12 protein-coding genes are annotated in these 12,601 nt (G+C 65.5%); 1 reads left to right on the forward strand and 11 read right to left on the reverse strand.

All coding sequences use genetic code 11. The features are described from left to right. Window positions 1-5 precede the first annotated feature (5 nt). From FQV39_RS21690 to dapA, 8 genes are all read right to left on the reverse strand, one after another. Complete coding sequence (locus FQV39_RS21690) at window positions 6-1,181, reverse strand: alpha-hydroxy acid oxidase (protein WP_149132179.1); 1,176 nt, start codon at window positions 1,179-1,181, stop codon at window positions 6-8. Continuing rightward, window positions 1,178-2,146 (reverse strand): ornithine cyclodeaminase family protein, encoded by a 969-nt coding sequence (locus FQV39_RS21695; protein WP_149132180.1) that lies wholly within the window; start codon window positions 2,144-2,146, stop codon window positions 1,178-1,180. The genes FQV39_RS21690 and FQV39_RS21695 overlap by 4 nt, the downstream gene beginning before the upstream one ends. Further along, window positions 2,143-3,375 carry an NAD(P)/FAD-dependent oxidoreductase gene (locus FQV39_RS21700; protein WP_149132181.1) on the reverse strand — a complete coding sequence of 411 codons (1,233 nt, stop codon included), beginning with the start codon at window positions 3,373-3,375 and terminating at the stop codon, window positions 2,143-2,145. The genes FQV39_RS21695 and FQV39_RS21700 overlap by 4 nt, the downstream gene beginning before the upstream one ends. Before the next feature lie 8 nt (window positions 3,376-3,383). Next, window positions 3,384-4,145: an amino acid ABC transporter ATP-binding protein gene (locus FQV39_RS21705; RefSeq protein WP_149132182.1), complete on the reverse strand. Its 762-nt coding sequence runs from the start codon at window positions 4,143-4,145 to the stop codon at window positions 3,384-3,386. 10 nt (window positions 4,146-4,155) lie between these two features. After that, window positions 4,156-4,821 carry an amino acid ABC transporter permease gene (locus FQV39_RS21710; protein ID WP_149132183.1) on the reverse strand — a complete coding sequence of 222 codons (666 nt, stop codon included), beginning with the start codon at window positions 4,819-4,821 and terminating at the stop codon, window positions 4,156-4,158. 99 nt (window positions 4,822-4,920) lie between these two features. Beyond that, window positions 4,921-5,769 carry a transporter substrate-binding domain-containing protein gene (locus FQV39_RS21715; protein WP_149132184.1) on the reverse strand — a complete coding sequence of 283 codons (849 nt, stop codon included), beginning with the start codon at window positions 5,767-5,769 and terminating at the stop codon, window positions 4,921-4,923. 133 nt (window positions 5,770-5,902) lie between these two features. Continuing rightward, the gene (locus FQV39_RS21720; protein WP_149132185.1) at window positions 5,903-7,321 is read right to left on the reverse strand and encodes an FAD-binding oxidoreductase; all 1,419 of its coding nucleotides are present in this window, start codon (window positions 7,319-7,321) and stop codon (window positions 5,903-5,905) included. A 14-nt stretch (window positions 7,322-7,335) separates the two neighbouring features. After that, window positions 7,336-8,235 (reverse strand): 4-hydroxy-tetrahydrodipicolinate synthase, encoded by a 900-nt coding sequence (dapA, locus tag FQV39_RS21725; protein ID WP_149132186.1) that lies wholly within the window; start codon window positions 8,233-8,235, stop codon window positions 7,336-7,338. Window positions 8,236-8,483: 248 nt separating this feature from the next. Between dapA and FQV39_RS21730 the strand changes: the two genes are divergently transcribed. Then, entirely contained in the window at window positions 8,484-9,125 is a 642-nt protein-coding gene (locus FQV39_RS21730; RefSeq protein ID WP_149132187.1) for a helix-turn-helix domain-containing protein, read from the forward strand. A 202-nt stretch (window positions 9,126-9,327) separates the two neighbouring features. Here FQV39_RS21730 and FQV39_RS21735 read toward each other — a convergent pair whose 3' ends face one another. From FQV39_RS21735 to FQV39_RS21740, 3 genes are read right to left on the reverse strand one after another with little or no spacing between them, the layout of a single operon-like run. Next, a complete protein-coding gene (locus FQV39_RS21735) occupies window positions 9,328-11,082 on the reverse strand; it encodes a thiamine pyrophosphate-binding protein (protein ID WP_149132188.1) in 1,755 nt (584 codons plus the stop codon). A gap of 38 nt (window positions 11,083-11,120) precedes the next feature. Further along, window positions 11,121-11,267: a hypothetical protein gene (locus tag FQV39_RS33265; protein ID WP_187640011.1), complete on the reverse strand. Its 147-nt coding sequence runs from the start codon at window positions 11,265-11,267 to the stop codon at window positions 11,121-11,123. After that, a complete protein-coding gene (locus FQV39_RS21740; RefSeq protein ID WP_149132189.1) occupies window positions 11,264-12,553 on the reverse strand; it encodes an NAD(P)/FAD-dependent oxidoreductase in 1,290 nt (429 codons plus the stop codon). Before FQV39_RS21740 ends, FQV39_RS33265 begins: the two co-directional genes overlap by 4 nt. Window positions 12,554-12,601: the final 48 nt, after the last annotated feature.

Raw genomic sequence — 12,601 nt, forward strand, 5'->3', positions numbered from 1 at the left:
TGATCCTATACAGCCCTTGAGTTTCCATTCGGCAGCACGCGCAGATCGGCGAGCGTGGGAGCTCCCAGCATTCCCATCGTGATCCTGAGTTCGTTGGCGAGGATGTCGAGGATGCGACCCGCTCCCGCCGCACCGCCGATCGCCACGCCGTAGAGCGGTGCGCGTCCGACGAGAACGCCGGATGCGCCGAGCGCGAGGAAGCGGGCGATGTCGGCACCGCGGCGCACGCCGCTATCGGCCAGGATCTCGAGTCGGCCGGCAGCGGCGTCGGCGATCGCCGGCAGAACCTGGGTCGGGCCGGGGGCGCAGTCGAGATTGCGGGCGCCGTGGTTCGACACGACGATGGCGTCGACGCCGTGCGCCAGCGCCAACTGCGCATCCTCCACCCGCAGGACGCCTTTCAGCACGAGCTTGCCGCGCCAGTGCCGGCGCAGCAGTTCCACGTCCGTCCAAGTCACGTCGGTTGCGAGGCTGACCTCGTCCGACAGCGAGGCGCGGCCGAGCTTCGTGCGGAATGCGTCGGGGTAATGCGCATAGGTCGGTACGCCGCCTGTCGCCAATGCTCGCAGCATCACCGAGGCCGTCCAGCGCGGGTGCAGCGCGACATCGAGCCCCGCTCGCCACGAGGTCTTGAGCGGGATGCCGAAGCCATTGCGGAGATTGTATTCGCGGTTAGGTCCGACGGCGGTGTCGACGGTCAGAACCAGGGTCTCGGCACCGGCCGCCCAGGCGCGATCGAGCAGCGCGAGCATGCGCTGGCGGTTCTTCCAGACATAGAGCTGGAACCAGAGCCGGGCGCCCGACTCCGCCGCGATACGCTCGATCGCGGTGATCGACTGCGTCGAGACACAGAAGGGGATGCCGGCCGCCGCCGCAGCCTTCGCGATGGCGATCTCGCCATCGTACCAGACCAGCCCGGCGACCGCGGTGGGAGCGATCACCAAGGGGAGGGGCTGGCGATGGCCGAGGATCTCCGCCTCGGTCGAGCGCCCGGAGACATCGACCAGTACGGCAGGCGAAAGCCGGATCGCGTCGAGCTGGCTGCGATTGGTCGTGATGGAGATCTCGTCCTCGCTGCCACGGTCGACATATTCGAACAGGCCGCGCGGCAATCGCCGGGCCGCGGCGCGGCGCGCATCGGCGACGTTGAGAATATCGGCGAAGGTTGGCTTGAGAGTCATCGCGGCAGCGTTGTTCCGATACCGCGTTCGCGGGCGCGACCGACGACAAGATGCGCGAGCGCGAGATCCGCGAGGGCGAAGCCGCGGAAGCAGAAGAAGGAACGGGCACCCGGGGCGGTCGGATGGGCGGCGTTCGCAAGCTCGACGAGGTCGTGGCCGAAGCGGACCGTCGTCACCGGGTTGCCGTCGATGTCGTAGGGCGCCTTCGACTGCTCGAGGCTGTCCGTCGCCAGCACGTCGAAAGCCGGCAGGCTCTCGGGGATCCAGCTGCGGCCGATGTCGACGGCGGCAGCGAAGGCGTTCGGCTTCGTTAGGCGGGCGTCGAGGAAGGGCTTCAAGCCCGGAGCGCCCGGCACCATCGAGATGACGATGTCGCTGCGGGCGAGCAGCGTGGCGGCATCTGCGGCGATCTCCGTTGCGAGCCCGCGTTCGGAGGCAGCCTGTGCGAGACGTTCCGCCGAGGGCCGGCTGCGGCTCAGTGCCAGCGCTGTGGTCAGGCCCGGATAGAGAGCGAGGAAAGCAGCGAGATGGGCATGGGCCTGAAGGCCGCAGCCAACGAAGCCGATGGTCCGGGGTGCGGGCGGCGCCATCCGCGCGGCGGCCGCGGCCGAGAGCGCGGCGGTGCGGATGAGCGTGATCTCGTCGCCGTCGAGCACGGCCAGTGGTGCACCGCTCTCGTAATCGCTGACACAGATCAGGGCGTTGATGCCGGGTACGGTGCTGTCCGGGCCGACAGGAGCCATCGAGACCCATTTCAGCGTGGCGATCCCGTTCGCCTGCGAGGCGGCCGTCATTGCCTGAAAACCATGGCCGGGGCCGAGGCCGAGCGCGCTCTTGGGCAGGCTGCGATTGAGGCCAGCGGCATGGTCGCGGAAGGCCTGGAGCACGGCTTCCCGCGCCTCGCCGGGAGCGATGGCGAGGGCCTTCACATCGTTGCGCGAGAGATAGAGCAGGCGCTCGCTCATCGGGCGAATCTCCGGGCGGAATAGGGGGTGGGATCGAAGGGCGGCTCGCGCCCGTCGATCAGCGCGGCGACGAGCTTGCCCGTCGCCGGCGCCTGGGTCAGCCCGGTATGGGCGTGACCGAAAGCATGCACGATATCGGGCGAGCCGGAAGCGAAGCCGATGCAGGGCAGGCCGTCCGGTGTCGAGGGGCGGTTGCCCATCCAGCGGTCGATCTCGGCGGCGTCGAAGCGTTTAGCGCGGCGCCAGTCGGGCGCAGCCGCGGGGTCGGCGAGCTCGACCTGTCCGGCGAGCCTCAGTCCTTGCGGCGTCGAGACGATGCCCATCTGACCATCCGAGGGCATCAGCCCGGCCCCGAGCTCCACGCCGGGTTCAGGGATGACGACGTGATAGCCGCGCTCCGAGATCAGAGGCACGTGGTCTCCGGCGAGCCGGGCCAGACCGGCTGAGCCGATGCCGGCCGCCAGGACGGCGCGCTGGCAGGCGACGGGTCCCTGGTCGGTCGTGACGGCGCTCAACCTGCCGCCGTCCAAGGAGAAGCCGGTCGCGCGAGCCACGATACGTCGTGCACCGCGCGCCTCCAGCAGCTGGGCGAGGGCGGCGCAGTATGCGCCGGGATCGGCAATCTGGCCGGCACCGTCGAGCCGAGCGCCGAAGCGGTAGGTCGGCGACAGCTCGGGCTGCAGGCGGCGCAGTTCGGCTTCCTCGATCTCGCTGAAGCGGACGCCCAACTCCCGGCGCATCGCCCAGATCCGCCTCTCTGCAGCGAAGGCAGCCCGATCCGGATAGACATAGACCAGCCCCTGCTGCCGGATCAGGTGGCCGACGCCAGCCTCAGTGGCATAGGCCTGATGGTCGGTCACGGTCTCCTTGCAGAGCGGGTAGCGGTGCCGCGCGCAGATCGCGATGCGGTCCCAGTCCCGGCCGGCGGCGACGAAGCGAGCGAGCCAGCCGGCATGCCGGGGCAGGTCGCGCCAGCGCACCGTGAACGGCCCCGTCCGGTCGAGCAGGAAGCCGGGCACCTTGCGCCAGAGCCCCGGCAGGGAAATCGGTACGATTGCGCCGGGATTGATCCAGGTCGCGTTGCCGTAGGAGGCCGCTTGCCGGCCACCGGGCTCGCCCGGTTCGATGAGCAGGACATGATGGCCGGCGCGCTGGACCTCCAGCGCCGCGCACAAGCCCACGACGCCGGCGCCGGTGACGGCGACGGTCAGGGGCGCATCCTTCGACATCGCCAGCCTCAGCCGCGATTGTGGAAATGGCTGAGGAAGGTTCTGGTCGCCTCCTGCTTGGGCTCGCCGATCACCTCGCGGGCGGGGCCCTCCTCGACGATGACGCCGTCGCGCATGAAGACCACCCGGTCAGCGACTTCGCGCGCGAAGCCGATCTCGTGGGTGACGATGATCATCGTCATGCCCTCGGCGGCGAGATCGCGCATCACGCCAAGCACTTCGCCGACGAGTTCGGGGTCGAGAGCGGAGGTCGCCTCGTCGAAGAGCATCACCTCTGGCTCCATGGCCAGGGCGCGGGCAATGGCGACGCGCTGCTTCTGGCCGCCGGAGAGCTTGTTGGGGAAGACGTCGACCTTGTCGCTCAGGCCCACCTTGGCGAGCAGCTTGCGGGCGAGCGTCTCGGCCTGCGGCTTCGGCATCGCCTTCACCGAGACCGGGCCTTCCATGACGTTCTGGATGACGGTCATGTGCGGGAACAGGTTGAAGTGCTGGAACACCATGCCGGTATTCGAGCGGAAGCGTGCCTGCTCGCGGGTGGCGGGCAGCTTCGAGCCGTCACCGAAGGAGAAGCTGTCCTCACCGATGCGGACGCGGCCGCCCTCCGGCATGACCAGCAGGTTGAGGCAGCGCAGCAGCGTCGACTTGCCGGAGCCGGAGGGGCCGATTAGCGCGACGACCTGGCCGGCCTCGACCTTGAGGTTGATGTCGCGCAGCACGGTCAGCGAGCCGAAGCTCTTGCGCAGGCCCGAGACCTCGATCTTGTAGCTCATCACCGCGCCCTCAGTTGCTCTGCGCCAGCCGCTTCTCGGCCTGCTTGACGATCGCGGTCAGCGGCAGCAGCACGACGACGTAGATCGCGGCGACCACGGTGTAGACTTCGAGCGCGCGATAGGTGTCCATGGCCGCGACCTGACCCTGATAGAGCAGGTCGGGGACAGCGAGGACAGAGACGAGCGAGGTGTTCTTGAATTGGATGATCGACTGGTTCATCAGCGGAGGGATCATTCGCTTGATGGCTTGCGGCAGCACGATACGACGCATCACCTTTGTCGGGGTCATGCCCAGCGCCAGACCCGCCTCGCTTTGTCCCGGGTCGATCGAGACGATGCCGCCGCGGATGACCTCCGCGTAGAACGAGCCGCCATAGAGCGCGAGAGTGACGATCGAAGCCGTCAGCGCATCGAGCTTGATCCCCGTCATGATCGGCAGCGCGTAGTAAAACCACAGGAGCAGCACGAGCAACGGCGTGAGCCGGAACATCTCGATATAGGCCCATGACAGCCAGCGCAGCGCCGGTGAGCGCGATATCTGGGCGATGCCGGCGACCAGGCCGGCGATCAGGCCGAGCACGACGACCGCAATCGTGAGCGCAATGGTCACGCCGGTTCCGGTGAGGAAGATCCAGCGATAGCCCCAGACGATGTCGAAATTCCAAGTGTAGGACATGCCCTATCCTGTCCGCGCACGGCGCGGCCTTGCGGACGAAAGCCGTTGGCAAGAATCGCTCCGGCTTCCCGCGACGAGGCGCGGGAAGCCGGAGAGCCCTCAGAGCGTGATGCCCGCCGGAATGTCCTCGGGCGTGACGCCGACCTGTTCCAGGCTTTCGACGACGGCGCTGCGGACGAGGCCGAGGCCGCGCGCGTAGACGATCCAGGTGTTGACGAAATCGCGCCAGGTCTTGTCCGGCTCGCGGCGGAAGGCCGCGTTCGAGGTCGAGCCGAAGAAGGGCTGGGGCACGACGACCTTGCCGAGACTCGGATCGGCCTTCACTGCGCGCACGCCGCCCATCCAGAAGATGCACTGCGCATCGACGCGGCCGGTGCGGAGCGCCAGCATGGCCTCGTTGATGGTCTTGAAGCGCGTGATCTGAGCCTTCGGGCACAGGAGCGTCGCGATCTGGTCATGGGCCGAGCCGACGTCGACCGAGATTTTGACCTCCGGCTTGTTCATGTCAGCCCAGTTCTTGGGCTCGAAACCCGGCTTGGCGATGACGACCAGCGCGCTGTCATAGGCGCCGACCGAGAAATCGACCGCCATCGCCCGCTTCGGCGTCGGGTTGAGGCCGAACATGATGTCGATCTTGTCAGCCTGGAGATCGAGCACCGCGTTGCCCCAGGTGGTTTCGACCAGCTCGAGCTCGACCTCCATGTCCTTCGCGAGCGCCGAGCCGATCGTGTAGAAATGGCCGCTCCATTTCCCGCTCACCGGGTCCTTCGTGAACCAGGGCGCGCTGGACGTCACCGCGCCCAGCCGCAGCTTCTTGTTCGCGATGATCCGATCGAAAGTATTCTTGGCCGCCGTCTGGGCGCTTGCTCCGTTGGAGGCCAGCGTCAGCGCCCCGGCTGCAACCGCGCCTGCGCCGATAAGCCCTGCCAAATCCCTGCGTGTCGTCATTTCCCGTTCTCCCGGCGTTATGATGTGATCACCGTTCTCTGGTGAGAGAGGCCTCCGCTTCCCCTGCGGTTCCCGTGATCTGCGCCCCTCACCGAAGGCAGCAGCGGATTTTTGGCGGTGCCGGCCTGGCCGCTCACGTGGCTAGGAGCACCCCCGGATTCATGAGATTTTGTGGATCGAAGAGAGCCTTGACCTTGTTCATGAGCTCGTAGCGCAGCGGATCGGCAAGCCGTTCGAGCTCTTCCGTCAACTTGCGCCCGACACCATGCTCAGCACTGAACGTGCCGCCAAAGCGGGCGGCGACGTCGTGGATGGCGCGCTCGACCTCGAGGGCAAACGCGTCCTGATCGGCCACTGACGCCCAAAAGTCGCGTTGGAACATCAGGATGAAGTGCACATTGCCATCGCCGAGGTGGCAGACCACCTGCGTTATGGCCTGAGGGTAGCGCTCAGCCGCAAGTCTGTCGGCGGCGGCGATGAAGCCGGCCACGTCCGATGACCGTACCGCCACGTCATGGACGATGCCGATGCCTTCCTTCTTGTTGGCTTCGGAAACCGAATGGCGGATGTGCCAGAAATCCGCCGCCTGCTGCTCCGACGTTGCGATGACCGCATCGATCACCTCGCCGCTTTCCAGCGCGGCGCCGACGACCTCTTCGAGGATGGCCTGGAGGTCCGTGGTCGCATCCTCGCTGCCGAGCTCGATCAGGACGGACCAGACCGGAATCTCGGGGAAGGGGAAGCGCGCCCGCTCGGCATGGCGGCGTACCAACTCGAATTGTGAGGCGGAGACCAGCTCGAAAGCCTGAATATAGGAGCCGGCGCGGTCCTGCAGCGCGGCGAGCAGCGCGACCGCGGCTGCGGGGTCGGCGGCGGCGACCCAGGCATGAGCGGTGTTCGGCGTTTGGGGGTGTAACCGCAACGCTGCGCCTGTGATGATACCGAGCGAACCCTCGGCTCCGATGAAGAGATGGCGCAGGACGTAGCCGGTATTGTCCTTGCGCAAAGCCGCGAGGTCCGCCAGCACCCTCCCGTCCGCCAGCACCACTTCGAGCCCGGCGACGAGATCACGCATCGGGCCGTAGCGGACGACGCCGGTGCCGCCGGCATTGGTCGAGATCAGCCCGCCGATCTGGGCGCTGCCCTCACTGCCGAGATGCAGGGGGAACTGGCGCCCGGCCTCGGCGGCGGCGTTGTGCAGATCGCCGAGGACGACGCCGGCATCAACCGTAGCGATGCCGGTCGCACGGTCGATTGCACGGATGCGATTCATACGGCGGAGTGACAGAACGATGCCGGGCTTGTCGCTACGGTCGCTCTCCGGGACAGCGCCGAAGCACAGCCCGGTATTGCCGCCGACCGGAAAGACCGGCTGGCCTTCGGCCGCGCAGAGCGCGACGACCGAAGAGACCTCCTGGGTCGAGGCCGGCTGGACCACCGCGAGCGCTTGTCCGCGCCGGCGCTGGCGCCAGTCGGTGAGCCATGGCCCCATCTCTGTGGGATCGGTGATCAGCCCCTTCTCGCCGACGATGCTGCGAAGCTTCTCGATCACGATCCAGTCTCCACTCAGGCCAGGCTCACGGCTTTAGCCTGCGCGGCAGCGACTTTGAGTTTTGCCAGCGTGTCGGCGCTCGGGCCCAGCAAGGGCAGGCGCACGCCACCGACCGGCATGCCCGCGAGCGCCATATACTCCTTCAGCGGCCCCGGATTGGTTTCGACGAAGATCGAGTCGACGACAGGATCGATCTTGTCCTGCAGCTTCAGGGCTTCCTTAAGCTTGCCCTGACGCGCGAGCTCGAAGATCTGGATCCAGATCTTCGGATAGATGGTCGCGGAGGCGAGGACGCCGCCGCGGGCGCCGAGCGTGACATGGGTGGCGAAGAGCGGCTCTTCGCCGGACAAGATCGCGATCTTGTCGCCGGCATATTTCACCGTGCGAATGAAGTCCGGCATGTCGTAGGAAGAGTACTTCATGCCGATGATCGAGCCGTCCTCGGCCATCGCCTGGACGGTGTCCGCGAAGGCCGAGACCGTCGTGCGGCGCGGGATCTGGTAGAGCATGACCGGCAGATCGAGCGCGTCGCGGTAGTTTCGGAAATAGGCCCGCATGCCGTCCTGCGTGCCTGGGGCATAGTAGGGCGTAACCGTCATAACTGCTGCAGCCCCTGCCGCAGCGAAATCGCGACCCGCCTCCAGCGCATCCTCGTAGCCGGTCGATAGCACGCCCGGAATAACCGGCTTGCCCTCCGCGGCCTCGACACAGGCTGCGACGATGTCACGGCGCTCGGCCCTGGAGAACGCCGGATATTCCCCCGTGCCACCGATCGGCACGATGCCGGCTGCGCCAGCGCGCAGCTGAAAGCGAACCAGCTCCTGCAATCCCTTGATATCGACTGCACCCTCAGAGGTCAGAGGTGTGACGATCGCGGTGTAGAGGCCGCTCAGCTTGTCGTGGGTCAGTGTCATTCGAAGCATCCCTGCCGCGATGCTGCCGCCATGTGCGCATCGGCCCCTCGCCGAGCGCGCTCGGTTCATTGCCGGCGCATCTTCTGGGATGAAGCCTCTTTCACGTTCTAATGGCTGTCAACACAAAAGTAGAAAAAATGTCTGATAGGACAATTTCTGAACTAAGAGGGTGCATCTCCCTTTTCATCGCGGTCGCGCGTCATTATGACATTGCAATAAGGGAGAGGTCCCCGACGGAGACAAGCGGCATGCCGGAGTTATCATTGGCGGAGCGGGGCGACGCAGCCGAGCCGCCTGAAGCTACGCGCGGCAGTGATGAGCCGCGGGGCGTGGATATCGGTGCCCGCCTTCTGAAACTGCGCAGGAGCCGGCAGCTGACGCTGCAGGACGTCAGCACCATGACCGGAGTCTCGGCCTCGGCCTTCTCGAAGATCGAGCGTAACGAACTGTCGCCCACGATTTCGACGATGCAGCGCATCGCCCATGGGCTTGAAGTCGAGCTGGTGACCCTGCTTGCGACCGATGAGGGGGCCGGCGCGGTGAGTTTCGCGGGGCGTCGGAGCATCAGCCGGGCCGGCACTGGAAGCAAGCACACGACGGGAACGTGTAACAACGTCCTTCTATGCGCCGACCTCAAGAACAAGCGCGCCACGCCCATCCTGACCACAGTGACCGCTCGGTCTCCGGATGAATACGCCGCTTGGGCGAAGTCGGAAGCAGAGATCTTCGTGATGGTGCTTGAGGGCACGTTGGTCGTGCATAGCCGCCTTTACGAGCCGCTTGAGCTCAACAAGGGCGACTCGGTCTATTATGACGCCACGACCGAACATACCTGGACATCGAAAGGTCCCACGAACGCAGTGGTTTTGTGGGTCCTCGTCGATCTCTGATCAGGCGGGGTTAGCAGAAGCGGAGGCGAACTGCGCCGCGGGCCGACACCTGTTTCCGGGCGTCGGATCACGGCTGCCTACCGTCTCATCGTAAAGCGCTTGCGAGGATTCCCGATCTCCTTGCAAGCGCTTGAGTCTATGATCGCGTTTGCGGCCTCTCGTGCAGATAGCTGATCGTAGGCCTGTCTGGAAAAGGGTTCTGTCAGAAGTAGCGGACTTCCTCGGCCTCGATGCTGAGAGGGTTCTTGCCGCGCTTCGTCAGCCACGAATAAACCGGCGGCACACGGTCTGCGATCGATTCCACGTGAATATCGATCAGGCATGGCCCGTCCGTATACGCGAAGGCCTTGGCCAGCGCCGCGTCGAGTTCCTCGGAGTTGGTAGCAGTCCAAGCTTTCACATCGAAAGCCTCCGCGATTGCCTGTCCGCGGGGAGGCGTAAAATCGACGCCGAAGCACTGGTTGTGGCCCTTCAGCCGATGCAGGCCCTTGATCCATCCGAAGGTGCCGTTGTTGAACAGGAGCAGGATGGCGGGGACCTGCAGTCGAACGAGCGTTTCGAGTTCCCCGACCGACATTCCAAACGATCCGTCGCCGAACATGCCAATGGGGCGGCGCTCCTTGTCTGCGAACCACGCGCCAACCGTGGCGGGCAGTGCGGAACCGAGGCCGCCGAAGGCGCGCGGGATGGCAAAGCGCGTCTTGCGATCCTTAAGCTTGAGAAAGCGCGTCATATGCGGCGTCGGCGTGCCCGCGTCGGAGTAGATGTGAGCGGGCTTGCCGTAGAGCTCCAGCGCCTCATTGAAGCAGCGCACCGCCCGCTCCGGCCGGAGCGGCGTGGCTTCCGAACCCAATAGAGTCTCGGCATTCGTCCAGAAATTCGACCGCAGCGCGTTGAGCTCATCCACCCACTCCTGCGTCCTGCCGGCATCATTGTCGGTGGGAGCCATGTCGATCAGGCGTTGCAGCACCAGTCGCGCGTCGCCCTGGACCGAAACCACGTTCTCATAGTTGTTCGCCATGATCTCGGGATCGATATCGATCTGGGCGACGCGCTTGTTCAGCGTGATCCTCGGGAAGGTCCAGCCGATGGTGACGACCGATCCCATTCGGGAGCCGACGAAGAGCACGAAGTCGGCATGTTCCAGGGCCCAGTTGGCGTGAGGATGAAAGCCGTTATCGCCGATGACGCCGACCGCAAGTCGATGGTCGTCAGGCATGGTTCCCTGTCCGGTCATGGTCGTGCAGACCGGGATGTTCAGACGCTCTGCCAACTCCGTGACTTCCGGCCCGGCGCAGGAGCGATTGACGCCGCCGCCCGAGACGATCAAGGGCCGCTTGCTGGTGGTCAGCTGGTCAATCAGCGTGTCGAGCTTCTCCGGTGCGGGCAGCGTCGGATACGCTGGGAACTCCATGCATTCCTTCTCGACATGCAGCGAGATCCGAGCCGGATCGACCTCGGCCAACAGCATATCTTCAGGGATCTGCAGGTGAACGGCGCCGGGCTTGCCGGAGCAGGCGACGCGGAATGCGCGTCGGATAATCTCCGGCAGCTTCTCCGCCGACTTCACCTGCACGGACATCTTGGTGATCGGCTCGAACAGGCGGGCGCAGTCGAGCTCTGTCAGCACGCCGCGTCCTTCGCCTGGAAGGGGAATGTCGATCGTCAGGAGAATGACAGGGACCGAGGAGGAGTTGGATTCGGCAACCGGGGGCAGCGAATACATCGCGCCAGCGCCCGACGGGCACTCGAAGACGCCCGGCTTCTTTGTGAAGCGGCCATAGGCATCGGCCATATAGCCTGCCGAGCGTTCGTCGCGCGCCATGACGTGACGGATGCGCCCTTCGCGCTGTTGAAGCGCTTCGTAGAACGGAACGTTGGTGTCGCCCGGTACGCCGAAGACGACCTCGACCCCATAGCCGATGAGCATTTCAACCAGGATGTCTGCCCCACGCATTGCTTGTTCTCCTTCGATTTTCTTGATGGCCGGCTTGTTCAGGAATCCGCGCGGATGGCGGCGACATAGGTTCGCAGCGCGGCCAGGATGCTGGGCGCGACGATCCGCGAGGTTTTCGGGTTGGGGGTGGGGCGATTGTAGCTTTCAAGCATGAGCCCGATGCTATCGACGATCCCGACTCTCATGGTTGAAGCGTTCCGAGCTTGAACCGTCGCGGCGAGTAGGGCGCGATGTCGAAGGCGTTCGGTAGGCCCGCCAGGTGGTCAGCCACGATTCGGCCGGTCACGGGCCCCGAGGCGAAGCCGACATGACCGTGACCGAAGGCGTAGAAGATGTTTGGCGACCGGGTGGATCTGCCGATGACAGGCAGGCCGTCGGGCGTCGACGGGCGGTGCCCCATCCACTTGTCGACGGTGAGCTTCTGAGTCTGTGCTAGCGAGGGATAGGCCTTGCGGGCGTGATCGACCAGGATATCGACGCGGCTCCAGTTCGGAGGCGCGTCAACTGATGCGAGCTCAACCTGGCCGGAGAGGCGCAGACCCGCCAAGGTGGGCGTGTTCGCCATCCTGCCGTCGCTCGGCATGACGGGGTGGCGCGGGCCTCCGGATTTCAGGGCAATGACGCCGTGATACCCGCGCTCGCTTTCCAGCGGAATGTGGTCACCCGATAAACGCGCGAGCCGTTTCGACCACGCTCCCGCAGCGATGACCGCCTGGTCGCATTCGATCAACCCGGCATCGGTCTGGACACCGACGAGGCGTTCTCCATTGCACACGATCCCGCTTGCCGTGGCCCGAAGCGCCTTTGCGCCATATGCACAGGCGGTCTCGACGATCCTGGAGACATAGGCGGCGGGATCGACGCAGTGAGCCCCGTCCTCCGCCAGGATGCCAAATGTATAATGCGGATCGAGATCCGGTTCTCTCTCGGCCAATGCTCCGGCGTCGAGTTCCCGCCAGCGCAGGCCGGTCATCCGCCGCAGATGCCAGGATAAGGCCTCCGCTTCGAATGCCCTCTTATCGGGGTATGCATAGAGCAGCCCTTCGCGACGGATCAGATCCGGCACGCCAATCTCCTGACTCAGCGTCTGGTGGCGAGTGGGACTGTCCTGGAGCAGCTGGCTCAAAGCGCGGGCAGTCGCCTCGACCCGCGGCACCGAGGCCCCGGCCCAGAGGAAGCGCAGCAGCCACGGCGCAAGCCGAGGAAAATGGCGCCATCGAATGACGAGAGGGCCTTTCGGGTTGAGCAGATAGCCAGGGATCTGTTTCCAGAGACCGGGCATCGACATCGGGACCACAGACGCTGGGCTGATCCAGCAGCCGTGGCCATAGCTTGCCGACTGCCGGCCTCCCGGTTCCCCGATATCGATCAGGGTGACGAGATGACCTGCGCGGACGAGTTCGAGCGCGCTGCAGGCGCCAACGATGCCGCTGCCGATGACCAGTGTGTGCGTTCTCGCGGCGCTGGGCATGACCATTTTCCCTAGATCACGTCGCATTTTGACGGAATCGTCAAAATG

It is taken from the genome of Bosea sp. F3-2 (assembly GCF_008253865.1).
Taxonomy (GTDB): domain Bacteria; phylum Pseudomonadota; class Alphaproteobacteria; order Rhizobiales; family Beijerinckiaceae; genus Allobosea.